The sequence below is a fragment of the Lysobacter sp. DMC104 genome (assembly GCF_056313665.1).
Genome location: NZ_JBQUZW010000002.1, coordinates 176,863 through 201,538 on the forward strand (window position 1 = coordinate 176,863; position 24,676 = coordinate 201,538).

At 71.7% G+C, this 24,676-nt stretch carries 21 protein-coding genes and 1 pseudogene; 16 read left to right on the forward strand and 6 right to left on the reverse strand.

What is annotated here, in order from left to right; translation table 11 throughout:
- The first annotated feature begins 64 nt into the window (after positions 1 to 64).
- The 4 genes from ACT53R_RS03700 to ACT53R_RS03715 are packed head-to-tail and all read left to right on the forward strand — an operon-like array spanning position 65 to position 2,719.
- Positions 65 to 649: an RNA polymerase sigma factor gene (locus ACT53R_RS03700; RefSeq protein ID WP_476170492.1), complete on the forward strand. Its 585-nt coding sequence runs from the start codon at positions 65 to 67 to the stop codon at positions 647 to 649.
- Positions 646 to 1,191, forward strand: coding sequence for a hypothetical protein (locus ACT53R_RS03705; RefSeq protein WP_476170493.1), 546 nt, complete (start codon positions 646 to 648; stop codon positions 1,189 to 1,191). The genes ACT53R_RS03700 and ACT53R_RS03705 overlap by 4 nt, the downstream gene beginning before the upstream one ends.
- Positions 1,188 to 1,772 carry a DUF3106 domain-containing protein gene (locus ACT53R_RS03710; protein WP_476170494.1) on the forward strand — a complete coding sequence of 195 codons (585 nt, stop codon included), beginning with the start codon at positions 1,188 to 1,190 and terminating at the stop codon, positions 1,770 to 1,772. The genes ACT53R_RS03705 and ACT53R_RS03710 overlap by 4 nt, the downstream gene beginning before the upstream one ends.
- The gene (locus ACT53R_RS03715) at positions 1,769 to 2,719 is read left to right on the forward strand and encodes an alpha/beta hydrolase (protein ID WP_476170495.1); all 951 of its coding nucleotides are present in this window, start codon (positions 1,769 to 1,771) and stop codon (positions 2,717 to 2,719) included. Before ACT53R_RS03710 ends, ACT53R_RS03715 begins: the two co-directional genes overlap by 4 nt.
- Here the strand turns inward: ACT53R_RS03715 and ACT53R_RS03720 are convergent.
- The gene (locus tag ACT53R_RS03720) at positions 2,661 to 3,197 is read right to left on the reverse strand and encodes a hypothetical protein (protein WP_476170496.1); all 537 of its coding nucleotides are present in this window, start codon (positions 3,195 to 3,197) and stop codon (positions 2,661 to 2,663) included. The genes ACT53R_RS03715 and ACT53R_RS03720 overlap by 59 nt on opposite strands.
- A 289-nt stretch (positions 3,198 to 3,486) precedes the next feature.
- Here ACT53R_RS03720 and ACT53R_RS03725 point away from each other — a divergent pair.
- From ACT53R_RS03725 to ppa, 4 genes and pseudogenes are all read left to right on the forward strand, one after another.
- Positions 3,487 to 5,517 (forward strand): annotated as a pseudogene (locus ACT53R_RS03725) (sodium-translocating pyrophosphatase); the annotation flags it as partial.
- Positions 5,518 to 5,715: 198 nt separating this feature from the next.
- The gene (locus tag ACT53R_RS03730) at positions 5,716 to 6,027 is read left to right on the forward strand and encodes an OmpA family protein (protein ID WP_476170731.1); all 312 of its coding nucleotides are present in this window, start codon (positions 5,716 to 5,718) and stop codon (positions 6,025 to 6,027) included.
- 248 nt (positions 6,028 to 6,275) lie between these two features.
- On the forward strand, positions 6,276 to 6,917 hold the full coding sequence (locus tag ACT53R_RS03735) for a DUF805 domain-containing protein (protein WP_476170497.1): 642 nt from the start codon (positions 6,276 to 6,278) through the stop codon (positions 6,915 to 6,917).
- An 85-nt stretch (positions 6,918 to 7,002) separates the two neighbouring features.
- Positions 7,003 to 7,557: an inorganic diphosphatase gene (gene ppa / locus ACT53R_RS03740; protein WP_476170498.1), complete on the forward strand. Its 555-nt coding sequence runs from the start codon at positions 7,003 to 7,005 to the stop codon at positions 7,555 to 7,557.
- Positions 7,558 to 7,814: 257 nt separating this feature from the next.
- On the opposite strand, the gene ACT53R_RS03745 is transcribed toward ppa, so the two are convergent.
- From ACT53R_RS03745 to ACT53R_RS03765, 5 genes are all read right to left on the reverse strand, one after another.
- Positions 7,815 to 8,786, reverse strand: coding sequence for an aspartyl/asparaginyl beta-hydroxylase domain-containing protein (locus ACT53R_RS03745; RefSeq protein ID WP_476170499.1), 972 nt, complete (start codon positions 8,784 to 8,786; stop codon positions 7,815 to 7,817).
- 101 nt (positions 8,787 to 8,887) lie between these two features.
- A complete protein-coding gene (locus ACT53R_RS03750) occupies positions 8,888 to 9,829 on the reverse strand; it encodes a helix-turn-helix domain-containing protein (protein WP_476170500.1) in 942 nt (313 codons plus the stop codon).
- Between the two features lie 125 nt (positions 9,830 to 9,954).
- Complete coding sequence (locus tag ACT53R_RS03755) at positions 9,955 to 12,216, reverse strand: winged helix-turn-helix domain-containing protein (protein ID WP_476170501.1); 2,262 nt, start codon at positions 12,214 to 12,216, stop codon at positions 9,955 to 9,957.
- A 90-nt stretch (positions 12,217 to 12,306) separates the two neighbouring features.
- The gene (locus ACT53R_RS03760) at positions 12,307 to 13,008 is read right to left on the reverse strand and encodes an ion channel (RefSeq protein WP_476170502.1); all 702 of its coding nucleotides are present in this window, start codon (positions 13,006 to 13,008) and stop codon (positions 12,307 to 12,309) included.
- On the reverse strand, positions 13,005 to 14,243 hold the full coding sequence (locus tag ACT53R_RS03765; RefSeq protein ID WP_476170503.1) for a serine hydrolase: 1,239 nt from the start codon (positions 14,241 to 14,243) through the stop codon (positions 13,005 to 13,007). Before ACT53R_RS03765 ends, ACT53R_RS03760 begins: the two co-directional genes overlap by 4 nt.
- Before the next feature lie 261 nt (positions 14,244 to 14,504).
- Between ACT53R_RS03765 and ACT53R_RS03770 the strand changes: the two genes are divergently transcribed.
- The 8 genes from ACT53R_RS03770 to ACT53R_RS03805 all read left to right on the forward strand — a co-directional run bounded on the left by ACT53R_RS03770 (position 14,505) and on the right by ACT53R_RS03805 (position 24,418).
- The gene (locus tag ACT53R_RS03770) at positions 14,505 to 16,970 is read left to right on the forward strand and encodes a glycogen/starch/alpha-glucan phosphorylase (RefSeq protein WP_476170504.1); all 2,466 of its coding nucleotides are present in this window, start codon (positions 14,505 to 14,507) and stop codon (positions 16,968 to 16,970) included.
- A 2-nt stretch (positions 16,971 to 16,972) separates the two neighbouring features.
- Positions 16,973 to 19,126, forward strand: coding sequence for a 1,4-alpha-glucan branching protein GlgB (gene glgB, locus ACT53R_RS03775; RefSeq protein ID WP_476170505.1), 2,154 nt, complete (start codon positions 16,973 to 16,975; stop codon positions 19,124 to 19,126).
- Positions 19,123 to 21,291 carry a glycogen debranching protein GlgX gene (gene glgX, locus ACT53R_RS03780; RefSeq protein ID WP_476170506.1) on the forward strand — a complete coding sequence of 723 codons (2,169 nt, stop codon included), beginning with the start codon at positions 19,123 to 19,125 and terminating at the stop codon, positions 21,289 to 21,291. The genes glgB and glgX overlap by 4 nt, the downstream gene beginning before the upstream one ends.
- Positions 21,288 to 22,808, forward strand: a complete 1,521-nt coding sequence (gene malQ, locus ACT53R_RS03785) for a 4-alpha-glucanotransferase (protein ID WP_476170507.1) — start codon at positions 21,288 to 21,290, stop codon at positions 22,806 to 22,808. The genes glgX and malQ overlap by 4 nt, the downstream gene beginning before the upstream one ends.
- 161 nt (positions 22,809 to 22,969) lie before the next feature.
- A complete protein-coding gene (locus ACT53R_RS03790) occupies positions 22,970 to 23,122 on the forward strand; it encodes a hypothetical protein (RefSeq protein ID WP_476170508.1) in 153 nt (50 codons plus the stop codon).
- A gap of 130 nt (positions 23,123 to 23,252) precedes the next feature.
- Complete coding sequence (locus ACT53R_RS03795) at positions 23,253 to 23,549, forward strand: hypothetical protein (protein WP_476170509.1); 297 nt, start codon at positions 23,253 to 23,255, stop codon at positions 23,547 to 23,549.
- Between the two features lie 17 nt (positions 23,550 to 23,566).
- Positions 23,567 to 24,067, forward strand: coding sequence for a hypothetical protein (locus tag ACT53R_RS03800; protein ID WP_476170510.1), 501 nt, complete (start codon positions 23,567 to 23,569; stop codon positions 24,065 to 24,067).
- Between the two features lie 210 nt (positions 24,068 to 24,277).
- Positions 24,278 to 24,418 (forward strand): hypothetical protein, encoded by a 141-nt coding sequence (locus ACT53R_RS03805; RefSeq protein WP_476170511.1) that lies wholly within the window; start codon positions 24,278 to 24,280, stop codon positions 24,416 to 24,418.
- The last annotated feature ends 258 nt before the right edge of the window (positions 24,419 to 24,676 follow it).

A 24,676-nucleotide genomic window follows, 5' to 3' on the forward strand; every position in this document is an offset into this window, starting at 1 on the left:
GCCGATGGCGGACGGCTCGCCCGGCGGTCGCACCGCGCCTGCGGTACCGCATAAGCTTTCGCGCGTGAGTCCGGACGCAGGCCAGCGCGTTGTCCCCGCCGTTCCCTCCCCGGGGGCGGTCGGGGGCCTTTCCTTCGATGCCTTCCTGGAAGGCATCTCGGCGCGCGCGTTCCGGTTCGCCGAACTGGGGCTGCGCCACCGCGAGGACGCACTGGACGCAGTGCAGGACGCGATGATCCGGATGATGGGTTATCGCGACCGGCCGTCGGACGAATGGACGCCGCTGTTCTGGAGCATCCTGCGCAGCCGGATCGTGGACATCCAGCGCCGCGGGCTGTTCCGGATGCGCTGGCTGGTCTCGCCGAAGTCGTCGCGCGATGGCGAGGACGACATCGACTGGACCGAACAGGCGCCCGACGGCGCCCCCGATCCGTCGCAGGCCCACGATCATCGCGAGGCCTACGACACCCTGGCCGAGGCCCTGCGCGCGCTGCCCGCGCGGCAGCGCGAAGCCTTCACCCTGCGCGTGCTGGAAGACTGCGATGTCGCCACCACCGCGCGGATCATGGGTTGCAGCGAGGGGTCGGTGAAGACCCATCTCTCCCGCGCCCGCGACACCCTGCAGAAACGACTGGAGGATTTCCGATGACCTCGGATCGCCCCACCCCCGCCGAAACCGCCTTCGACGCCGCCGCACGGCGCGCCCACGCGGCCTCGCTCGACCGTCTGTCGCCGCGGGTGCAGGCGCAGCTCGTGCAGCGCCGGCGCGCCGCGCTCAAGGGCGAAGCCCCGGCCGGCGTCCGCCTGTGGCCGATGCTGGCCGTCGGCGGCAGTGCCGCGCTGGCGCTGACGGTGGGCCTGCTGTTCCTGCGCACGCCCGCCGACGACGCCGGCCGTGCACCGGCGCAGGCGCCGGCCATTGCCGAGGTCACGCCCGATGCGACGCCGACTGCGCCCCCCCCCGATCTGCCGGCAGCCGTACCGATGCCGCAGCAGGTCGCAGTCGCACCCGCGCCCGCCGCGCAGACGGACGAGGTCGTCGCCGTCGACGCACTGCCCGCCGACTGGACCGCCGCCGACTTCGACGCCGCACAGGCGGCCGGCGACCTCGGCGCGATGGACGAAAGTCCCGATTTCTATCTGTGGCTGGCCGCGCAGGGCGACCAGTCCGCCGCCCCGGAGTCGCTATGAACCGCTCGTTCCTGTCGCTGCTGCTGGTGTGCGCGGGCCTGCTGGCGCCGGCCGCTGCGCCGTTCGCGCAGTCCACCTCGCGCCCCCCTCCGCCCCCGCCGATGCGCCCGGGGACCGCGGCACCGGCCTCGCTGCCCGACTGGGACCACCTCTCGCCCGCGCAACGCGACGCGATCATGGCCGTGGTGCGCGAGCGCTGGAACGGCAACCCGGGCCAGCGCGCGCGGATGCTGCAACACGCCGAACGCTGGCGGCAGATGACGCCCGACCAGCGCCGCCAGGCGATGCACGGCCAGCATCGCTGGGAACAGATGTCGCCGGAGGAACGCGAACGCGCGATGTCCGCCTACCGGCAATCCCGCGGCGAGCCTCGCAACGGTTTGCCGCCGGACCAGCGCCAGCAACTGCGCGACGACCTCCGCGGCCTGCCGCAGGAGGATCGCCGCGACCTGCGCCGCCAGTACGACACGATGTCGCCCGAGCAGCGCGAGCAGATGCGCCGGCAGTGGCAGTCGATGACCCCGGAACAGCGCCGCGAGTGGATGCGCACCCGGCGCCGCGGCGGGCAGGGGGCACTGTGACCCCGCGGCAGCGGCGGGGAACCCCCTGGCCGCTGCTCGCCTTCCTCGCGGTGCTGGCCGCGAGCCCGTTCTTCCGCGCCGCCACGCCGGCGGCCGAAGCCGCACCGTCCGCTTCGACGCTGCGCGACCTCGCCTACGGCCCGGACCCGCACCAGCGCGTCGACGTGTATCTCCCGTCGAATCCGGTGCATGCGCCGACGCTGGTCTACGTGCACGGCGGCGGCTGGCAGGGCGGCGACAAGGCGTCGCCCGCGGGCATCGATGCCAAGCGTCGGCGCTGGAACGCACGCGGGGCGATCGTGGTGTCGGTCGACTATCGCCGCGTGCCGGCGATCGATCCGATCGAACAGGCCCGCGATGTCGGCCGCGCGCTGGCCTGGGCGCAGGCGCGTGCCGCGCAGGCCGGCGGCGATCCCGATGATTTCGTGCTGATCGGCCATTCCGCGGGCGCGCATCTCGTCGCGCTGCTGACCGCCGCGCCCGAGCTGCAGCGCGAGACCGGCGCACGACCGTGGCGGGCAACGGTGTTGCTGGATTCGGCCGCCGTCGACGTGGTGGCGACGATGCAGGCCCCGCCGGATCGTCCGCTGTTCGCGCAGGCCTTCGGTGACAATCCGGCGTTCTGGCAGGCGGCTTCGCCGCGCCACAGGCTGAAGGCGGCCACCGCGCCGATCCTCGCGGTCTGCGCCGAGGCGCGCCCGGATTCCTGCACGCGCAATCGCGACTTCCTCGCCCGCGCCGCGAACTTCGGCACGCGCACGCGGCTGCTGCCGGTGGCGCTGGATCACGGCGGGATCAATCGCCGGCTGGGCGAGGACAACGCCTATACCGAGGCGGTCGAGACCTTCCTGCGCGAAGCGGGCGTGCGACTGGACGCGACGGACGCGATCAGGGACAACCCGCGCCTTCCATCGCCAGCACCGCCGCGAACTGCGGCAGGGCGTTGAGCCGGCCGGCTTCGGCCTGTTTCTTCGCGTCGTCGAGATAGATGCGCGGGCGGCCCTGCGCGTCGGGGCGCAGCGGGGCGGCGTCGGCAGGCTTGCGCCAGATCCGGATCACGGCAACCTGCTTCGGGCAGGCGGCATTCGGCACGCGGAGTTCGTCGTTGAGGATCCAGCCACGCTCGGCGGCCGGCATCGCCTTCGCCGGATCCACCAGCCGCGCCCGCGGCTGGCAGCGCGGCGCGGTGCGTGCGGCACCGAGCAGGTAGGGCTTCGCGGGGTCGGCGACGAAACGGCCCCGCAGGTAGGCGCAGGTCTCGGGGATGATCCGCAGCGTGTGCACCTGGCCGACCGCCTGCGCCGGGAACGGGTCGCGCTTCACTTCGGGCCCCTGCGCGCCCGCCCAAACCGGCCACGAAAGCGCCAGGACCAGGGGCACCGCCATCGGCAGCGGGCGAACGAAGCGACGGGACGGCAGGCGCATGCGGGAATCCGGAAGAAGAAGACGGGACGGAAAGCGCCCCGGACACTGCCCGAATGCGCGTGAACTTGGGCTGGATCAAATCATCGCGTCGCATGCCCATGCATGCTGCGGCGCACCAACCGTGAAGGCCATCGCGCCCCCGTCGTCGCCGTTTCCACCCGGCGCGACGGCTGTGCCATAGTCGGGCGGTTGCCCGTCCAGGCCGCAAGGCCACACGGTCACGTACGGTCCGGCGGAGGATGCCTCCGTGCCGTTTTTCGCAGCGATTTCCGACTCTGGGGAGGGTTTCATGCTCGAGCAACACGCAATGTGGATCGCACTGGCCGCAGCGGCCATCGCGATCGTGTACGGCATCGTGTCCGCGCGCTGGATCATGGCGCAGCCCGCGGGCAACGAACGCATGCAGCAGATCGCCGCGGCGATCCAGGAAGGCGCCGGCGCGTACCTGCGCAGGCAGTACACGACCATCGCCGTGGTCGGCGTCGTGTTGTTCGCGGTGATCGGCCTGGCCCTCGACTGGCCGACCGCGATCGGATTCGCGATCGGTGCGGTGCTCTCGGGCGTGGCCGGCTTCATCGGCATGTTCGTCTCGGTCCGCGCCAACGTGCGCACCACGCAGGCCGCCACCAAGGGCCTCAACGACGCGCTGGCGGTGAGTTTCCGCGGCGGCGCGATCACCGGCATGCTCGTGGTCGGCCTCGGCCTGCTCGGCGTGGCCGGCTACTACTGGTTCGTCGGCAAGGGCGCGACGGACGAGGCCGGCATCAAGGCCGCGCTGCAGCCGATGATCGGCCTGGCGTTCGGCTCGTCGCTGATCTCGATCTTCGCGCGCCTCGGCGGCGGCATCTTCACCAAGGGTGCGGACGTCGGCGCCGACCTCGTGGGCAAGGTCGAGGCCGGCATCCCCGAGGACGACCCGCGCAACCCGGCCGTCATCGCCGACAACGTGGGCGACAACGTCGGCGACTGCGCCGGCATGGCCGCCGACCTGTTCGAGACCTACGCGGTGACCATCGTCGCCGCGATGCTGATCGCCGGCATCTCGTTCGCCACCTACGGCAACGGCGGCGTGCTCTACCCGCTGGTGCTGGGCGCGGTGTCGATCGTCGCCTCGATCGTCGGCACCTTCTTCGTGAAGGTCGGCAGCGACGGCAAGATCATGAAGGCGCTGTACAAGGGGCTGATCGTCGCGGGCGTGCTGTCCGCGATCGGCTTCTACTTCGTCACCCAGCAGATGATCGTCGCCAACGCCATGCCGGTGTTCTACTGCGCGCTGATCGGCCTGGCGCTGACCGCGGCGATGGTGGTGATCACCGAGTACTACACCGCCACCGAGTACGCCCCCGTGCAGCAGGTCGCGAAGGCCTCCGAAACCGGCCACGGCACCAACGTCATCGCCGGCCTCGCCGTGTCGATGAAGTCGACCGCGCTGCCGGTGCTCGCGGTCGCCGCCGCGATCTACGGCTGCTACACGCTCGCCGGCCTGTTCGGCATCGCGGTGGCCGCGGTGTCGATGCTGTCGATGGCCGGCGTGATCGTCGCCCTCGACGCCTACGGCCCGATCACCGACAACGCCGGCGGCATCGCCGAAATGTCGGAGCTGGGCAAGGACATCCGCAAGACCACCGACGCCCTCGACGCCGTGGGCAACACCACCAAGGCCGTGACCAAGGGCTACGCCATCGGTTCGGCCGGCCTGGCCGCACTGGTGCTGTTCGCCGACTACGCGCACAAGCTGCACGAGCGCATGGGCGATGCCTACAGCGATGCGATCTTCGCGATCAACGACCCGAAGGTGCTGATCGGCCTGCTGATCGGCGGCATGATCCCGTTCCTGTTCGGCGCGTACGCCATGCAGGCCGTGGGCCGCGCCGCCGGCGCGGTGGTGGAGGAAGTGCGCCGCCAGTTCCGCGAGATCAAGGGGATCATGGAAGGCACCGGCAAGCCGGAGTACGACAAGGCGGTCGACCTGCTGACCCGCGCGGCGATCAAGGAAATGATCTTCCCGTCGATGCTGCCGCTGATCATCCCGATCCTCGTCGGCTGGTTCCTCGGCCCGGCCGCACTGGGCGGCCTGCTGATGGGCACGATCGTCACCGGCCTGTTCGTCGCCATCTCCATGTGCACCGGCGGCGGCGCCTGGGACAACGCCAAGAAGTACATCGAGGAAGGCCACCACGGCGGCAAGGGCAGCGAGGCCCACAAGGCCGCGGTCACCGGCGACACCGTCGGCGACCCGTACAAGGACACCGCCGGCCCGGCGATCAACCCGCTGATCAAGATCATCAACATCGTCGCGCTGCTGCTGGTCCCGCTGCTGCCGCTGGACATGAGCCAGGCCTCGGGGACCGCCGGCACGCCGGCCGGCCATGACGACGCCGTCGCCGCGGCGGCCGCGGCCGCCGCCGCTGCGGCCGAAGCCGCGGCCGCCGCCGCCGAAGCCGCGAAGAAGGACGACGCCATGCCGGCCTCGGCGGACGCCGTGCGCGACGCCGCCGCCGAGCCGGCCGACGACGCCATGCGCACGGCGAAGCTGTACTTCGCCGCGGGATCGGCGGACCTGCCGGCCGATGCCGCCACCACCCTCGCCCACGTGCTGATGGCCCTCAAGGACAGCGAGGAGGCGAAGGCGGCGATCTCGGGCTACCACGACACGACCGGCGACCCGGCCAGGAACGCGGAGCTGGCGAAGAAGCGCGCCCAGGCCGTGGCCAAGGCCCTGGTCGACGCCGGCGTCGCCGAAGACCGCATCGACCTGCGCAAGCCGCAGGCGACCGGCGGCGGCGCCAACGCCGACGAAGCCCGCCGGGTGGACGTCACGGTGGAGTGATCCCGGTTTCCCTGCCGTACCCCGCGAACGGCGGCCTCCGGGTCGCCGTTCGCGTTCCCGGCCCGCCGGGCGACGCCGGCGCAGGTCCGGCGCGGGTCACCCGGACCCGGCCCATGTGGCCGAAACGGCGATGTCGTCACACTGTCGCCCCCGTGACGGGCCGGTGTCGTCACACTCCCGGCCGGCCGTCACCATGATCCCGTGCCACGGCCTGCCATGCCGGCGGGCCCCCGGCACGGGACACCACCATGACATCCGACCCTCTGCCTCCCGGCAGCACGTCTTCCAGCAATCCCTCTTCCAGCAGCATGCCGCCCAGCGCCCCGCCCTCCGCCAGCCAGCACATCGACAGCGCCCGCCTGCGCGAGTTGCGCAGCGCCCGCCAATGGTCCCAGGAGCAACTGGCCGAACTCTCCGGCCTGAACCTGCGGACCATCCAGCGTCTGGAAGCCGGCGCGAAGATCTCGACCGAGTCCCTGCGCGCCCTCGCCGCGGTGTTCGAGGTGCCGGCCGAGACCCTGCTGGTGCGTCCGCCCTCGCCCGGCCAGCCGGCGCTCGACGCCATGCGCGAGGGCGTGGTCCGCGGCCTGGATTTCACCGGCACCACCCCGCGCGCCGCGTTCTGGTGGTTCGCGCTGGCAGTAGCGATGGTGCTCGCCTTCGGCGAAGCCCTCGGCGAGGCGATGGGGCCGATGCCCGTCCGGCTCGCCGGGCTGGTGGTGCTGATCCCGTGGATCGCCGCCTGCACCCGACGGCTGCGCGACGCCGGCCTGAGCCCGTGGTGGCAGTTGATCAGCCTGGCGCCGGCCGCCGGCATCCTCGTCCTGCTCTGGCTGCTGACCTTCCCGGGCAAGCCTCGCGAAGCCGTGCAGGCGAAACCCGCGGGGTGATCCCTCCCCGCCCGGCACTTGCTGCGACGCAGCAAGCGGCGTCGTAGAATGCGCGCCTCTCTCACGTACCGATTTGGAGCGCCCCATGGGCCTGGACCTGGTTCCCACTGGCAAGAACCCGCCGGACGAAGTCAACGTCATCATCGAGATCCCCAAGGACGCCGAACCGGTCAAGTACGAGGTCGACAAGGAGACCGGCGCGATCTTCGTGGACCGCATCCTGTCCACCCCGATGCGCTACCCCTGCAACTACGGCTACATCCCGCACACCCTGTGCGGCGACGGCGACCCGGCCGACGTGCTGGTGATCCTGCCGCTGCCGCTGGTGCCCGGCTCGGTCATCCGCGTCCGCCCCGTCGGCGTGCTGCGCATGAAGGACGAGGCCGGCAGCGACGAGAAGCTGCTCGCGGTGCCGGTGGAGAAGGTGTTCGCCGGCTACGCGCACATCGCCGACATCGACAAGGTCAGCGAACACTGGCTGGAGCGCATCGGTCACTTCTTCGAGCACTACAAGGATCTCGAGAAGGGCAAGTGGGTGAAGCTCGACGGCTGGGGCGGCGCCGAGGAAGCGAAGCAGATCATCCTGCAGTCGATCGAACGCTACAACGCGGCGCCGGAAGGCGAAAAGCCGCACTTCTGATCGGCATCCCATCGCCCCCCCGGCCTCACGAAAAAGCCCGCGCATTGCGCGGGCTTTTTCGTTGGAGTTTCCTTTTTCATGCTTGGTAGAGCGGCCTTCAGGCCGCTGCTCTTTCCCCGCATCTTTGAAAAAGCAGCGGCCTGGTGTTCAACAGCCGAATGGCTGGTCAGGCCGCTCTACCAGGCAAAAGCGACAAGCACGGTCTGGGCTTCAACCGGCGAAGGCGGGTCAGGCGACTCCAGCGAAGAAGTGCCGTATCAGGCGTACTCACCCGGCGGCTTGTTCGCGCGCAGCCCCGCCGGCGCGACGGCGGTGCGCGAGAGCATCACCATCATCACCTGCATCCACGGCATCTCGTTGCGCAGGGTCAAGCCCTGGGCGAGTGGACGCGCGGCCAGCGCGAAGGCGTCGAAGGCGGCGCGGAACACGGCATGGCCCTCGGGGCCGTCGCCGTGCTGCGCCCACAGGCCCTTCCACTGGCGCAGGAGGCGTGCGGCGTGCTGCTGGAGCTGCGCCAGCTGCGGGTGCGGCTGGCATTCGCCGAACAGGAACGACAGGTGCTGGCCGAGTTCCCACGGGGTCATCACCACCGGCACGTTGAAGGTCTCGCAGGCGAAGGTGTCCGGGGCGTCGGTGCCGGGCGGCAGCAGGCGCGGCTGCCAGCCGTTCGCGGGCGTGTCGTGCGGGCGACCCTGCGCGACCTGGTCCCAGAACACGCCACCGCCGACGGTGTCGCAGACCAGATGGATGCGCGCGCGCTCGGCGTCGTTGACCACGCTGTGCTGGCGCCAGGTGTCGAAGATCCAGCAGTCGCCGGCGGCCATGTGGATGGTGTGGCCGTCGCACTCGAAACGCACCGTCGGCTGCGTCACCAGCGGCACGTGCACGCGCACGCGCTCGACCCAGTAGTAGCCCTGGTCGGCGTGGCGATTGACCTCGGCCTGCCCCGCGAGCCGCATCAATCGCGTGCGACCGATGGTGGCGCCAAAGCTGGCGATCACCTGCCGCAGGTAGCGGCACTGCTGCAACGCGGGCGTCGGCCGCATCGCGCCGGAAAAGGCTTCGTTGTCAGGATCGCCGTCACTGGCCAGCAGCGGCAGCATCGAGTTGCCGGCGAAGCCCTGCGGATGCGGTTTCCACACCGATTCGCCCAGCGCGTCGATCTCGGCGGCGAGCGCCGCGGCGTCGAAGCGCAGCGGCAGCTGGATGAAGGGAACCTGGAGTTTCAAGGCCGAAGACCCGGACGACGACGATGCCGGATTGTAGGCCGATTCCCGCCGGCACCCGGTTGCGCACGGTCAAATCCGGGGCCGGGCGCCCGCGTGCGGCCTCAGCGCCGCGGTGCGGGATCGCCCGGCGTTTCGCCGCGCCGCGCCGCCTCGCGCCAGGCGCTGGCGGTCATGCGGTGGCGGGCGCGGAACGCCCGCGCGAAGCTGCAGCTGTTGTCGAACCCGCAGGCCGCGCCGACCTCGCCGATCGCGTCGTCGGTCGCGACCAGCAGTTCGCGGGCGCGGTCCAGCCGCAGGCGCACCGAGGCCGTCTGCGGGCTTTCGTCGTAGAGCCCGTGGAAGGTCTTCGACAGGTACCAGCTGGAAAAACTGGTGAGTTCGGCCAGTTCGGCCAGGCGCACCACGCGGTGGCAGTGGCCTTCGAGGAACAGCCACGCCCGCTGCATCCGCGCGAACACCTGCCGCTTGCGGCGGAGCGTGCGCCCGGGACAGCGCGCGACGCCGGCCTCGAACCCGCGCTGCTGCGCGTACAGGTGCCGGAGCATCGCCGCCAGTGCACGGGCGGCAGCGGGATCACGGCGCGCGGCGGCATCGCGCCCGCCGCGCCACAGTCGCAGCGCGATCCGCAGGTCGTCCCGGGCCATGCGGCCCCGGCCGGGCAGCAGATCGCCGCGACGCTCGCCCGGTCCCGCCGGCAGCACCACGCCGAGCGTCAGGCCATGCCGCTCGGCGACCAGTTCCGGGGCCGAGTCGCGCTCGAAGACGACCCAGTCGCCCGGCCGCAGCTCGAACCGGCCTTCGCGGGCACTGACGCTGGTGCGTCCCCGCAGCTGGACCCAGACCGAGACGCCGGCCGTCCCCGAACGCAGTGCGCCCAGTCGCGCGACCGCCGGCCAGCGGGCCTCGGCGGGCGTCGTGGCCAGCGCCAGAGCGCCGCCGCGGTCGGCCAGCACGGACGCAGGCGGTCGCGCATGCAGCACGGACGACCGGAAGGTCGGCGGGCGGACGGGATGCGGGCCGTGGCCCGGGGCTTCGATCTGCATGGCGCCACTCCTTGTGGGGACTGGCTCCGGTGTGGCCCGACGGCGGCGCGGCGGCAGGAAATCACGCCGAGATTTCGCCTAATTCGGCGCGACGCCGTTCCGAAATCGTTCCGAAACCATGCAGATCAACGACTTGGCGAGCCCGTCGCGACCGGTGGCAGCGGCAGCGCCGACAGCGGCAGCACGCCGATGTCCATGTTCGAGGCGTCCCAGGTGGCGACCAGCAATCGCGGCGGCGACGGCAGCAGGGCCACGCCGGACACGGGTTTGGCCGGCTTGCCGAGGCACTGCGCGTCGGCGGGCCCCGCGCCGCCGGCCACCCGGCGCCACAACCAGCCGCAGGCGGGCGATCCGTCGAGCACCCGCACGCCATCGGGCTGTGTGACGAGGGTGCGGGTTCGCGGCGGGTAACCGACGTCGTCGATGCGCTTCGCCGCACCGAGGTCGAGATCGGTCTGCCAGATCTCCGGCTTCAGCGGCCGCACGAACACGATCCGCTTCGCCGCCGGGTCCGGCACCGCCAGGATCGCGTCCGCCACCTGCGCCAGCGGCCGCCATGGAGTGGCGCTGCGGTCATAGAGGGTCAGTCCCAGCCGACCGGCGTCGCGCTCGGCCACCACCAGCAGACGCCGCGGATCGGGGTGGTAGGCCACGTGCACGGGCACCGCGTCGGGCACCGGCAGCGTGCGCACCCGACCCTGCCGGGGCTCGATCTCGACCACCGTCTTGCGCCCGTCGGGATGGTCGGCGATCGCCAGCGCGCGCTGCGAATCCGCACGCCACACCGGCGCGAAGCGGGCCATCGGCTCGAAGCCGTCCAGCGCCCGCAGCGAGTCGGGACGGACCAGGTCCGCCCACCACAGGCGCATGCGGCCGTCGCGATCGGAGATGAACAGGATCTGGGTACCGTCGGGCGACACCGCCGGCAGCAGGTCCGAACGGGTCGACGGGAACAGCACCTCGGCGCGAGCCGGTGCGCGTTCGCCGTCCTGCAGCCGCAGCGCACGCAGCCGCGACTCGCCCTGCTCGATCACGAAGGCGATCGTCTCGCCGTGCAGCGCCACCGTCGGCGACACCAGCCCGTTGCCGGGCAAGCGGTATTCGGCCGTCGCGCCGTCGGCCAGACGCCGGTGCACCAGCATCGCGCCCTCGCTGGCGTAGCGCGCGAACACCACGCCGGCGCTGTCGCGGGTCCACGCCGCGCCGAAAAAGTTGGTGCGCAACGATGTCAGCCGCTGCGGCGTGCCGCCCGCCGCGGGAATGCGCCAGAGGTCGCCGAGCGAAAGGTTGCGCTGGAACAGGATCCAGCGGCCGTCCGGCGACACCCGCGGGTGGAGGTCGATGTCCTCGTCGCTGCGCGCGTAGGGAATCGGCCGCCACGTGCCTTCGTCGATGCGCATGCGGTGCAGTTGCCGCGCGCCGCCCTCGCCGCCGCCACCGACCAGCGAACGGCCGTCGGGGAACCACGCGATGTCCGCCGCGCCGGCCAGGCAGTCGCCGATCTCCCGCGGCGTGCCGCCCGTGGCGGGCATCAGCATCACCCGGCAGTCGTCATCGACGCGGCGCAGAAAGGCGATCTCGCGCCCGTCGGGCGACCACGCCGGCAACAGGTCGCGCCGCCCGGGCGCGGGTTCGGTGAGCGCGCGCGGCGTGACTGCGGCCGCGGTCTGCAGCATCAGCACGCTGCCGCCGGTGTCGCCGTCGCCTTCGACGCTGCGGGCATAGACCAGCAGCGCGCCGTCGGGCGAGAGCGCGGGCGTGTCCTCGCTGAGGCGCGAGGTCGCGACGCGCTGCACGTCCACCGGCGTCGAAACCGCCGCAGCCGTCGCCAGCAAGGGCGATGCCGCCGGCGCCGACGTGTGTGCGGCGCGCTGCCACCACCATGCGCCGGCGATGGCCGCCGCCAGCAGCAGCACGCCGGCGGCATCGATCGCGGCCCATGCGCGTCGCGCGCGACGGCCCGGGGCGGGCATCGCGACGGTGTCGGAAACGGCCGCGTCCGCGGGCGACGACGGCGCATCGGCGACGTCCAGCCATTCGATCGGCGCGATCAGCCGGTAGCCCTGCTTCGCCAGCGTCTCGATGTAGCGCGGGCGTTCGCGGTCGTCGCCCAGCGCCTTGCGCAACTGGGTGATCGCCTGGGTGACGACGTCGTCGGTCGGCAGCGTGTCCGGCCACACCCATTCCAGCAGCGCCTCGCGGCTGACCGGACGTCCGGCGTGCGCGACCAGCACCCGCAGCACGCCCAGCGATTTCAGCGTCACCCGCACGGCATCGCCGCCCGCGGCCGGCGCGATCTCGCGCAGCGGAATGTCGACGACGCAGTCGCCGATGCGCAGGCGGTCGGAGGGACGCGGTTCCAGCAGGTTACGATGCGATTTCAGCATGGCGCCTCCGCGACGCCGGGACGCGTCGTCGCAGACCGACGCGCGCCCGCGCCGGCGATCGCGACGCAGGCACCACGATCGGCGCGGGCGTCAGGGCGCCGCGTCACTGCTGCGGCGTCCGATCATGCCGGCCAGGCGCGAGACGATCAGCGCCATGTACATCACGCCGTTCCACTGCGCGACGATCGTGATCACCCGCGCCACCGGCGACAGCGGCAGGATGTCGCCCAGGCCGGTGGCCGAGAAGTTGGTGGCGCTGAGGAACAGCAGTTCCACCCACACCGGCGCACGATCCGTGCCGGCCGGCGACTGGAAGGCGTGCGGCTCCCACAGCTGGCACAGCACGTAGACCCAGGCGTAGGCCTCGACGAACAGCATGAACGTCGCGCCCGCCGCCCACAGTTCGTCGCGGGTCGCGCGCTGGTCGCCCATCATGTAGGTGATCAGCGACATCGCGGCGTAGAAGTACGCGGCGGCGTAGCCCAGCGCACCGAGCGTGCCGAACAGTTTCGCGACGGACGACGGTGCCGCCGGCGCCGGCGCACCGAGCAGGGTGTACGTGGTCCATGCACCGACACCGACGACGGCGAGCACGCCCGCGACCCAGCCCGGCCGCGGCGAGCGATGCACCATCCACACCGCCGCCGACAGCACGCCGACGCTGATCGCGGTCGACACCACCTGGCCCGCGGGCGTATGGCCGACGAACGGATACAGCAGCAGCGCCATCAGCTGCACCAGCAGCAGCGTGCGCGAGGGATGGCGGATCCAGCGCCGCAGCGGGGTGTTCATCGTGCGAGTCCTCCCGTGCGCGTCCCTGTCCGCGCCGCACGCTCGCAGTCGAGCACGGCGCGCGACCATGCCGCCAGGAACGGCAGCCCGACGCTCTCGTATTCGTAGCGATCGTCGTTGTAGATGCCGTCGGCGTTGCACTGCACGCTGGCGGCGAGCAGGCACTCGGCGCCGGAGGCGCGGTCGACCACCCACGCCACTTCGCTCAGGGAGCCGTAGGCCATGCCGCTCTTGCCGAACACCGTCAACTCCTGCGGATACCGTTGCGTGCCATCGCCGACGAAGAACCAGCGCGCCTCGCCGTCGGGATGCGCGGCTTCGGGGTACACCGGGTCCTCGCTCTCGCGCGGACGCAGCGCGAGCATGCGCAGCAGGCGGTCGCGCAGCGCCCCGTCGATGCGCCAGCGTTGCGCGGGCGGCACCGACTCGGGCGCGAGGAACGCCTGCAGCATCCGCAGGCTGTCGGCCAGCGGCAGGAAGTTCGCGTGCGAGAAGTCATGCGACCCCGGCACCAGCACGCCGTCGTCGCCCAGCCAGCCCTCGCCGCGCAGCGCGGTGCCGAACGGGAACCGCCGCGCTTCTGCGGTCGCCGGCGCGCAGCGGGCCAGGACGCGTCCATCGGCGCCGAGGAAGGCTCCGCCGCCCGTGCGCCGGTTGGCCTCGGGATCGGGCGAGCCCAGCCGCGCGATCAGCCGCGCATGCGGATAACCCAGCGCCGCGAGCCGCGCGTGGACGCGATCGCCACCGAGCAGTTCGTACCAGCGGTTGAACGGGCGGTTCTCGCTGACCGCGAAGGTACGACGCAGGCCGCGCGCGAAGGACTCCGCCAGCGGGTCGTCGCCCCATTCGCCGGTGGCCGGCGGCGCATCGAGCGCGAGCACGGTGTCCGGATCGCCGCCGGCGGCCTGCACCGCCTCGGCCATCAGCAGCGCCATCGGCAGCTTGACCACACTGGCGGCGGGGAACCAGCGCCGCGGCGCCAGTCCGAAATCGTGGGTGCGGGTGCGCACGTTGCCGTCGGCGTCGCGCGCGATCCGCACCCAGCGCAGCTGCACCTCGCGCACCGGATCGTGCGCGATCGTGGCCAGCGCCGGCGGCATGCGCGCGAAGACCTCGGCCCAGGGATCGTGCAGCGGAGGGTGAGACGCAGCGTGCACCGGCGCCGCGAACGCGCGCGGCATGGCCGCCGCGGCCAGGCCCAGGGCCGTCCCGCCGAGGAAGCGTCGTCGCTGCATGCCGTCTCCCTCGTCGTGTGCATCGTCGCGCCGGCTTCGCGCTGGGAAGTGCTGCATCGCAAAAACCCGGCGCCGACACGACTGCATGAATACGTATGCAGATCGACGCGATGTCCGTGTTTCCACGCCTGCCGCCTGAATACGATTGTAGCGGGCTCGCCGCGGAGGCAAGCGACTCCTAAGCTTCGGCAGCTTCAGCGGCGGGGTCGTGCAGACGCCCCCGCATCCCGGGCCCGTGCGGCTCCGAGCGGAGACCCCGCGATGCATCCAGTTCCGACCCGCGCGCCGCGCGCCGATCACGTGACGCTGCAGGCCACCCTGCGCACCGCCCTCGCCCGGGCCGATGCCGCTGCCGGCGACGCCCCGGCCACCCGCCGCGCCCTGCGCGCCGCCGCGGACGTCTGCCGCGAGGCGCTGGCCGCGCGCTGGTCCCGGACCCAGTCCGAAGACGCCCGCCGCGATCCGTCGCAGCGCCGCGTGCACTACCTGTCGATGGAATTCCTGATGGGCCGCGCCCTGCGCAACGCGCTGGCGGCGCTGGGGCTGGAAGACGTCGTCGCCGAAACGCTGTCCGGCCATGGCGTGTCGCTGGGCGACGTGCTGGAGGCCGAGCCCGACGCGGCGCTGGGCAACGGCGGCCTCGGCCGCCTCGCCGCCTGCTTCCTCGATTCCTTCGCCGAGACCGGCCTCGCCTCGTTCGGCTACGGTCTGCGCTACCGCTACGGCATGTTCGCGCAGGGCACCGAGGACGGCCGCCAGGTCGAGCGTCCCGATGACTGGCTGCGCCACGGCGCGCTGTGGGACATCGAGCGTGCGGACATCGAGTACGTGATCGGCTTCGGGGGCCGCGTCGAACCCGACGGCATCGGTGGCCGCCGCTGGCAGCCGGCCGAACGCGTGGTCGCCCGCGCCTTCGACTTCATCGTGCCCGCGCACCACGGCCATCGCGTGTCGACGTTGCGCCAGTGGCAGGCCAGCGCCGAGGCGCCGATCGACTTCGCCGCCTTCTGCCGCGGCGACCACGCCGGCGCCGCACGCCACCAGCTCGCCGCCGATGCGCTGAACTGGGTGCTGTATCCCGACGACAGCACCGACGCCGGCCGCGCGCTGCGCCTGAAGCAGGAAGCGCTGCTGGTCAGCGCGTCGCTGCAGGACCTCATCGCCCGCCACCTCGCCGAAGGCCACGCGCTGGACACGCTGGGCCGCGGCAACGCGATCCACCTCAACGACACGCATCCGGCGCTGGCCCCGGCCGAGCTGATGCGGCTGCTGGTCGACGAGCACCGGCTGGGCTGGGACGAGGCCTGGGCGATCACCCGCCAGGCGGTGTCGTACACCAACCACACGCTGATGCCCGAGGCGCTGGAAACCTGGCCGCTGGCGCTGTTCGAGGCGCTGCTGCCGCGGCACCTGGAGATCATCTACCGCCTCAACCACGAGTTCCTCACCGACGTCCGCGCGCGCCATCCCGGCGACGAAGCGCTGGTACGCAGCGTGTCGCTGATCGACGAAACCCAGGGCCGCCGGGTGAAGATGGCCGCGCTCGCGGTGCTGGCCTCGCACAAGGTCAACGGCGTGGCGAAGCTGCATTCCGACCTGATGGTCGACACGATCTTCGCCGACTTCGCGAAGCTGTTCCCCGAACGCTTCCTCAACGTCACCAACGGCGTCACCCCGCGGCGCTGGCTGCAGCAGGCGAACCCCGGGCTGTCGACGCTGCTGGACGACGCCATCGGCACCGGCTGGCGTCGCGATCTCGGTGAACTGGCGAAGCTGCAGCCGCTGGCAGGCGATCCCGCGCTGGGCGCGCGACTGGCCGCGGTCAAGCATGCGAACAAGCAGCGGCTGGTCGAACGCGTGCGCCGCGACCTCGGCGTCGAGATCGACCCGGCGTCGCTGTTCGACGTGCAGATCAAGCGCATCCACGAATACAAGCGCCAGCTGCTCAACCTGCTGCACGTGGTCGCGCGCTGGCAGGCGATGCTGGCGCAGCCCGAAGGCCCCGACGGCCGCGGCTGGGTGCCGCGCACGGTCATCGTCGCCGGCAAGGCGGCCTCGGCGTACCAGACCGCGAAGCAGATCATCCGCCTCGCCCACGACATCGGCCGCGTGGTGAACGCCGATCCGCGCCTGCGCGGCCAGCTGAAGGTCGTGTTCCTGCCGAACTACGGCGTGAGTCTGGCCGAGACGATCATTCCCGCCGCCGATCTGTCCGAGCAGATCTCCACCGCCGGTACCGAGGCCTCGGGCACCGGCAACATGAAGTTCGCGATGAACGGGGCGCTGACCATCGGCACCTGGGACGGCGCGAACATCGAGATGGCGCAGGCCATCGGCGAGGACGACCTGTTCGTGTTCGGCCTGCGCACCGAGCGCGTGGCCGAATTGCGTGCGCTGGGCTACGACCCGCGCGCGATCGCCGGCACGAACGCGCAGCTGCGCGCGGTGCTCGACGCGATCGGCGGCGGCGCGTTCAGCCCCGGCGAGCCGGGCCGCTACCGCGCGCTGGTCGACGGCCTGCTCAACGCCGACCCGTACCTGCTGCTGGCCGACTTCGCCGACTACCTCGCCGCGCAGGCGCGCGTCGACGCGCTGTACCGCGATCCCGCCGCGTGGAATGCCTGCGCGCTGCGCAACATCGCCGGCATGGGCTTCTTCTCCACCGACCGCACCGTGCGCGAATACGCGACGCAGGTCTGGGCCGCACCGGCACGCACGCCCGGGTGAGCATGCTGGGACAGGGGGACATCGCGGCGCTACTGGAGGCACGACACCCGGATCCGTTCGCGGTGCTGGGCCTGCACGCCGACGACGCGGGCAAGCTGTGGATCCGCGTGCTGCTGCCGGGCGCGGCGTCGGTCGAACTGGTCGACGTCGCCGGCGATCGCGTGCTGATCGACATCCCGCAACTGCGCGATGGCCTGTTCGAGGCCCGCGTGCCGCTGCGGCGCAAGCGCTTCGACTATCGCCTCAAGGTGCGCTGGGCCAACGGCGACGAAGGCATCTACGCCGATGCCTTCGCATACGGCCCGCAGCTCGATGAAGTGCAGTTGGCGGATTTCCGCGATGGTCGCGAACTGCGGCCGCAGCAGTTCCTCGGCGCGCATCCGGTCCGCATCGGCGGCGTCGACGGCGTGCGCTTCGCGGTGTGGGCGCCGAACGCGCGCCGGGTCAGCGTCGTCGGCGACTTCAACGCGTGGGACGGCCGCCGCCATCCGATGCGCCTGCGCCACACCGCCGGCGTGTGGGAAACCTTCATCCCGCATGCGGCGGCGGGCGATCTCTACAAGTTCGAACTCATCGGCGCCGACGGCACGCTGCACGTGCACGCCGATCCGTTCGCGCGCGCCACCGAGCTGCGCCCCGGCACCGCGAGCCGCGTCGCCGCGCCGATGTCGCTGCGCCCGTTGCCACCCGAACGCGCCGCTGCCAACGACCGCCACGCGCCGATCAGCGTCTACGAAGTGCATCCGGGCTCGTGGCAGCGCGCGGACGACGGCGGCTTCCTCGACTGGGACACGCTGGCCGAACGGCTGCCAGCCTACGCCGACGACCTCGGCTTCACCCACATCGAACTGCTGCCGGTCAGCGAGCATCCGTTCGACGGCTCGTGGGGCTACCAGACGCTGGGCATGTTCGCGCCGACCGCGCGCTTCGGCACGCCGGAAGGCTTCGCGCGCTTCGTCGACGCCTGCCACGCGCACGGCCTCGGCGTGATCGTCGACTGGGTGCCCGCACATTTCCCGAAGGATGCGCACGGCCTCGCCCGCTTCGACGGCACCGCGCTGTACGAATACGCCGATCCGCGCGAAGGCGAACACCGCGACTGGGGAACGCTGATCTACAACTTCGGCCGCACCGAGGTGCGCGCGTTCCTCGTCGGCAGCGCGCTGCACTGGCTGGAGCAGTTCGGCCTCGACGGCCTGCGCGTGGACGCGGTGGCGTCGATGCTCTACCGCGACTACTCGCGCAACGACGGCGAATGGGTGCCGAACGCGTTCGGTGACCGCGAGAACCTCGAAGCGATCTCGCTGCTGCAGACGATGAACGCGATGGTCGGCGGCGACGTGCCGGGCGCGATCACCGCCGCCGAGGAATCCACCAGTTTCCCCGGCGTGTCCGCACCCACGCACGTGGGCGGCCTCGGCTTCCATTTCAAATGGAACATGGGCTGGATGAACGACACGCTGCGCTACGTGCACGAGGATCCCGTGCACCGGCGCTGGCACCACGACCTGATGACCTTCGGTCTGGTGTACGCCTTCAGCGAGAACTTCATGCTGCCGCTGTCGCACGACGAAGTGGTGCACGGCAAGGGTTCGCTGCTGCAGAAGATGCCCGGCGACGACTGGCAGAAGTTCGCCACGCTGCGCGCCTATCTCGGCTTCATGTGGGGGCACCCGGGCAAGAAGCTGCTGTTCATGGGCCAGGAGTTCGCGCAGCCCCACGAGTGGCGCCACGACGAAGCGCTGCCGTGGCATCTGCTGGGCGACGCACGCCACGCCGGCATGCGCGATCTCGTGCGCGACCTCAACCGGCTGTATCGCGACACGCCGGCGCTGCATCGCCTCGACTGCGTCGCCGCCGGGTTCGAGTGGCGCGTGGGCGACGACCGCGACCAGTCGGTGTTCGCGTGGCTGCGCCGCGACGGCGACGGCGGCATGGCGCTGGTGGCGTGCAACTTCACCCCGGTGCCGCGCCACGGCTACCGCGTGACGCTGCCCGACGACGCCCCAGCGCAATGGCGCGAGGCGCTGAACACCGATTCGCGCCACTACGGCGGCAGCGACCTCGGCAACGGCGCGTCGACGCTGCACGTCGACGGCGGCGCGCTGGCGCTGACCCTGCCGCCGCTGGCCACGCTGGTGCTGCTGCCGGCATGACCATCTCCGCGCCCGCCATCGCCGCATCGAACGCGCTGCTGCCCGGCCGCGCGGCGCCGCTGGGCGCGCACGTCGTCGACGGCGGCGTGCACTTCGCGGTGTTCTCGCAGCGCGCCGCGCACATCGAACTGTGCGTGTTCGATGCCGGTGGTACGCAGGAACTGCAGCGCCTGCCGATGCATGGCTCGGACGACGGCGTCTGGCACGGCGTGCTGCCCGATGCGGCGCCGGGCCTGCTCTACGGCTATCGCGCACACGGCCGCTACGCGCCGGAGGCCGGCGACCGCTTCAATCCGCACAAACTGCTGCTCGATCCCTACGCCCGCGAGATCGCCGGGCGCTTCGAGTGGCGCGCCGAACACTTCGGCCACGTGCGCGGACATCCCGACGGCGCACGCGTCGCCGACACCCGCGACAACGGCGCGTTCGCGCTCAAGGCCCGCGTGACCGCGCCCGATGCGCCCGCGTCGCGCCGGCCCGCGCAGCCACGGCGCCCAGTCGCCGAGCACGTGCTGTACGAACTGCACGTCAAGGGCTTCACGATGACGCTGCCCGGCGTGCCCGACGCGCTGCGCGGCACGTTCGCGGGACTGGCGCATCCGGCGTCGATCACGCACCTGAAGCGGCTGGGCGTGACCGCACTGTCGCTGCTGCCGGTGCAGCAGGCGCTGGACGAACAGGGTCTCGTCGAACGCGGGCTGACGAACTACTGGGGCTACAACACGCTCGGGTTCTTCTGCCCCGATCCGCGCCTCGCCGCGGACCGCAGCCCGGGCGGCGCCATCGCCGAATTCCGCGCGATGGTCGCGACGCTGCAAGCCGCCGGCTTCGAGGTGATCCTCGACGTGGTGTTCAACCACACCGCCGAGGGCGACGAGAACGGGCCGACGCTGTCGTACCGCGGGCTCGACAACGCCAGCTGGTATCGCCTGCTGCGCGACGATCGCAGTCGCTACGAAAACGTCACCGGCTGCGGCAACACGCTGCGCGTGATCCATCCGAACGTCACCCGGTTCGTGCTCGACTGCCTGCGTTACTGGGTCAAGGTGATGGGCGTCGACGGCTTCCGCTTCGACCTCGCGCCGGCGCTGGGCCGCACGCGCCACGGCTTCGATCCGACCGCACCGTTCTGGGTCGCGCTGCGGCAGGACCCGATCCTCGCGCAGGTGCATCTGATTGCCGAGCCCTGGGACGCCGGCCATGACGGCTACCAGCTCGGGCGCTTCCCGGGCCGCTTCCTCGAATGGAACGACCGCTTCCGCGACGCTGCGCGCGGCTACTGGCTGGGCGCCGACGGCAACGCGCCGGTCGGTCGCAGCGAATTCGCGCGCCGCTTCGTCGCCTCCAGCGACCTGTTCCACCACGGCCAGCGCGCACCGACCGCGAGCGTGAACTTCGTCGCCGCGCACGACGGCCGCACGCTGGCCGACGTGGTGACGTATCGCGAGAAGCACAACCTCGCGAACGGCGAGCAGAACCGCGACGGCCACGGCCACGAGGTCTGCGCGAACTTCGGCATCGAAGGTCCCGGCGACCACCCGCAGGTCGTCGAGACCCGCCGCCGCGTGCGCCGCGCGCTGCTCGCGACCGTGCTGCTGGCGCAGGGCACGCCGATGCTACGCGCCGGCGACGAGTTCGGCGACAGCCAGCGCGGCAACAACAACGCCTACTGCCAGGACAACGCGCTCGGCTGGCTCGACTGGTCGAACGCCGGCAGCGACGACGACATCGACTTCGTCGCGCACGTCATCGCGCTGCGTCGCGCCGATCCGCTGCTGCGCCATCCGCGCTGGTTCTCGACCACGCCCGCCGCGCACGAACCGGCGATCCACTGGCGCCGCCCCGACGGCGCGCCGATGGCCGTCGACGACTGGCACGACGCGCACGCGCAGGCGTTCGCCTGCCTGCTCGCGTCGGATGCCGCATCGCCGCCGCGCTGGTGCCTGCTGTTCAATCCCGGCGCGCAGCCGGTGCGCTTCCGCCTGCCCGACGGGCCTTGGCGCGTCGCCGTCGACAGCGCCGCACCCGCCCATCACGGCCGCGAGGTGCGCACCGACGACGGCGCGCTCGAAATCCCGTCCCGCGCCCTGCTGCTGCTGCGGCATGCCCTCGCAGCGCATGCGCCGGCGCAGGACGACACGTCTTTCCAGGAGAGTTCCCGATGATCGATCTCGAACAACGCGCGGCCGGCGTGCTGCTACACGTCACCTCGCTGCCCGGACCGCACGGCATCGGCGATTTCGGGCCGGAGGCCTATCGCTTCGTCGACTGGCTGCAGACCGCCGCCCAGCGCATCTGGCAGTGGCTGCCGACCAATCCCATCGGCCCGGGCAACTCGCCGTACCAGAGCGTGTCGGCGTTCGCCGGCAGCCCGCTGATGGTGGCGCTGGAACCGCTGGTCGCCGCGGGCTGGCTCGCCGCGCCGGCGCTGCCGGAGGACGGCTTCGATCCGCAGCGCGTCGACTTCGACAAGGTCATCGGCTGGCGCCAGGCGCAGCTGCGCGCCGCGCATGCGGGCTTCGCCGCCAAGCGCGACGCGGCCGAACACGCCGCGTTCGCCGACTACCGCCAGGCGCAGGCCGGCTGGCTCGACGACTACGCGCTGTTCATGGCGCTGGAGACCGCGCACGGCGGCCAGCCATGGTGGCGGTGGCCGGCGCCGCTGCGCGACCGCGACGCCGCCGCGCTGTCCGCCGCGCGCACCGCGCATGCGGACGAGATCGCGTTCTGGTCGTTCGTGCAGTGGTGCTTCGACACCCAGGCGCTGGCGCTCAAGCGCTACGCCAACGACCGCGGCATCGCGATCATGGGCGACCTGCCGATCTTCATCGCGCACCACAGCGCCGACTGCTGGTCGCGGCCGGACCTCTATTCGCTGGACGACCAGTGCCAGCCGACCATCGTCGCCGGCTGTCCGCCGGATGCGATGGCGCCGACCGGCCAGCGCTGGGGCAATCCGCTGTATCGCTGGGACCGCATGGCCGCCGAGGATTTCGCGTGGTGGACCGCACGCCTGCGCCGCGCGCTGGACCAGGCCGACGTGTTCCGCATCGACCATTTCCGCGGCTTCGCCGGCTATTACGAGATCCCCGCGAGCTGCCCCACCGCCGAGGAAGGCACCTGGGTCCCAGGCCCGGGCAAGGCGCTGTTCGACGCGATCGAACGCGTGCTCGGCCCGCTGCCGATCGTGGCCGAGGATCTCGGCTTCATCACGCAGGACGTGCACGACCTGCGCGACGCGCTGCGCTTCCCGGGCATGAAGATCCTGCAGTTCGGGTTCGGCACCGATGCCACCGACGAATACCTGCCGCACAACTGGGGCCGCCCGTTCGTCGCCTACACCGGCACCCACGACAACCACACCGCGCGCGGCTGGTGGGACAGCGCCACCGCGCACGAACGCGCCTACGCGGGCAGCTACCTGCCTGCGGGCGACGGCGACATCCACTGGGCGATGATCCGCGCCTGCTGCAACTCGGTCGCCAACCTCGCCGTCTGCCAGTTGCAGGACGTGCTCGGCCTGGGCGGCGCGCACCGCATGAACGTGCCCGGCACCGTCGGCGACCACAACTGGAGCTGGCGTTTCACCTGGGACATGATCGACGGCGAAGCGACGCGCGTGCTGGCGCTGATCACCGCCGCCAGTGGCCGCGGCGATTTCGCGCTGGCACGGCTGCCCTGACGCGCGGCATCGACGGCGACGACGCGGCCAGCGATGTCCGCTCGTCCCGCCGCATCGCGAATCTCCCGGTGGACGGCGCGCGCAAGGCCACAGACCACGCGCCCGTCCGGGTTGGCGGGCATCCGCCGGCTCCCACGCAGCCAATGCACATGGAGTTCGTCATGCAGAAGGAAAACGACCGCGTCCTCGGACGCACGCTCGCCGTCGAGGAAATGAAGGACGTGTCGGGGGCGGCGCCCACTTCGCCGCTCGTCGATCACCAGACCACGCCGCAAGCCGACAGCGGCACGCTGAAAGACGTCCCGCAGCCCTGAGGCAGCCCCACCCCCGCAGGGCGGAGACCCGCCCTGCGGCTTGCGGGCCGCGCGGGACGGCCTCCGGTATTCCGCATCCCGCCGCCGATGCGATACCGTCTCGGCTCCCGTCCTTCCGAGTCCTGCCGCGATGGCCCTCTTCGTCGTCCTTGCCGTCGTCGCACTCGTCATCGTCCTCCTTGCGAAGAGCGCCACGCCCGCAGGCCGGAAGTCCTCTTCCTCCCCCTCCTCGTCGGACACGTGGCACGGCGATGGCGCCGCGGGCAGTTCCCCGTATTCCGGCAACGACACGGCCGGCGACGATGGCCGCCACGACAACGACTGCAACGACAGCGACGGCGCCGCCGGCAACGACAGCTGCGATGCCGGCGGCGACAGCGGCGGAGGCGATGGCGGCGGAGGCGATGGCGGCGGAGGCGGCGATTGAGCGCGGAGACCGCACGCATGCACCACGCCGGACACTACCGCCCGATCCTCGATTTCCTCGCCGGCATCGGCATCCCGGTGGTCGAGACCCCGCTGCCGCCGGACAGCTTCCTGCCCGGCATCGTCATCCGCGACGGCGGGCTGCAGGTCGATCCCGACCGGCTGCAGTGGCCCGGCGACCTGCTGCACGAGGCCGGACACCTCGCGGTACTGCCGCCCGACCTCCGCGCACGCGCGAGCGACGACCTCGCCGACGAGCAGGACGTGCCGCATGCCGGCGAAACCGAGGCGATGGCCTGGGCATGGGCGGCCGTGCACGCGATCGGGCTGCCGCCCGAGGTGCTGATGCACGAAGGCGGCTACCACGGGCAGTCGCCGGCGGTGCTGCAGATGTATGCCTTCGGCATCGTGCCCGGCCTGCGCGGCCTGTGCGAAACCGGCATGGCCGCGGCCCGCGGCTTCACCCCGGATCCGGGCGACGTGCTCTACCCGCGCATGCTGCGCTGGCTGCGGGACTAGGTCGCGCGCATGGGTACGGCCGCGTGGGTCTGCTTCCATTGCCGAAGCGCCGTGCGTCGCCATACGCACTACGACGGCGATGTTCCCTGTCCGAACTGCAGCCGACCCTGCACCTGGATCGGATACAAGATTCCCGTCCCGCCCAAACGCAAACAGCGCGACTGGTCCGCACTGCACGCGTGGCTGGTGCAGCGGCAGGCAGAGCGGGACATGCAGGTCCATCTGAACCGCATCCGCGAGAGCACGGCCCTGCGCAACGAGATCGACCGCCTCGAAGCCCGTGCACCGAACGCGCACCGGAACCAGCGTGTCCGCCGCCTGCGTCGCCGGCTGGAGCACCTAGGCGGCTGAGTGGCGCCTGCGTATCCCAGCACCGTAGGGCGGGTCTTGACCCGCCATCGCAACGTATCCGGCCATGATTGCGATGATCGAAACCGCTTCGATCGTTCGGCGGTGCGATCGTGAATGCCGCAATGGCGGGTCAAGACCCGCCCTACGGCATCCGGGGTGCGGAGGCGGCGAAACGCGACGCGAACCGCTCGCGCAGCAGGTTCTTCTGCACCTTGCCCATCGTGTTGCACAGCAGTTCCGGCAGCACCGTAGGGCGGG

Coding starts and splice junctions, on each gene's coding strand:
- ACT53R_RS03720 (WP_476170496.1), bottom strand. CDS start 3,197: ATGCGCCTGCCGTCCCGTCGCTTCGTTCGCCCGCTGCCGATGGCGGTG.
- malQ (WP_476170507.1), top strand. CDS start 21,288: ATGATCGATCTCGAACAACGCGCGGCCGGCGTGCTGCTACACGTCACC.
- ACT53R_RS03805 (WP_476170511.1), top strand. CDS start 24,278: ATGCAGGTCCATCTGAACCGCATCCGCGAGAGCACGGCCCTGCGCAAC.
- ACT53R_RS03760 (WP_476170502.1), bottom strand. CDS start 13,008: ATGAACACCCCGCTGCGGCGCTGGATCCGCCATCCCTCGCGCACGCTG.
- ACT53R_RS03795 (WP_476170509.1), top strand. CDS start 23,253: ATGGCCCTCTTCGTCGTCCTTGCCGTCGTCGCACTCGTCATCGTCCTC.
- ACT53R_RS03710 (WP_476170494.1), top strand. CDS start 1,188: ATGAACCGCTCGTTCCTGTCGCTGCTGCTGGTGTGCGCGGGCCTGCTG.
- glgB (WP_476170505.1), top strand. CDS start 16,973: ATGCTGGGACAGGGGGACATCGCGGCGCTACTGGAGGCACGACACCCG.
- ACT53R_RS03770 (WP_476170504.1), top strand. CDS start 14,505: ATGCATCCAGTTCCGACCCGCGCGCCGCGCGCCGATCACGTGACGCTG.
- ACT53R_RS03735 (WP_476170497.1), top strand. CDS start 6,276: ATGACATCCGACCCTCTGCCTCCCGGCAGCACGTCTTCCAGCAATCCC.
- ACT53R_RS03790 (WP_476170508.1), top strand. CDS start 22,970: ATGCAGAAGGAAAACGACCGCGTCCTCGGACGCACGCTCGCCGTCGAG.
- ACT53R_RS03750 (WP_476170500.1), bottom strand. CDS start 9,829: ATGCAGATCGAAGCCCCGGGCCACGGCCCGCATCCCGTCCGCCCGCCG.
- ACT53R_RS03705 (WP_476170493.1), top strand. CDS start 646: ATGACCTCGGATCGCCCCACCCCCGCCGAAACCGCCTTCGACGCCGCC.
- ACT53R_RS03730 (WP_476170731.1), top strand. CDS start 5,716: ATGCGCACGGCGAAGCTGTACTTCGCCGCGGGATCGGCGGACCTGCCG.
- ACT53R_RS03765 (WP_476170503.1), bottom strand. CDS start 14,243: ATGCAGCGACGACGCTTCCTCGGCGGGACGGCCCTGGGCCTGGCCGCG.
- glgX (WP_476170506.1), top strand. CDS start 19,123: ATGACCATCTCCGCGCCCGCCATCGCCGCATCGAACGCGCTGCTGCCC.
- ACT53R_RS03800 (WP_476170510.1), top strand. CDS start 23,567: ATGCACCACGCCGGACACTACCGCCCGATCCTCGATTTCCTCGCCGGC.
- ppa (WP_476170498.1), top strand. CDS start 7,003: ATGGGCCTGGACCTGGTTCCCACTGGCAAGAACCCGCCGGACGAAGTC.
- ACT53R_RS03755 (WP_476170501.1), bottom strand. CDS start 12,216: ATGCTGAAATCGCATCGTAACCTGCTGGAACCGCGTCCCTCCGACCGC.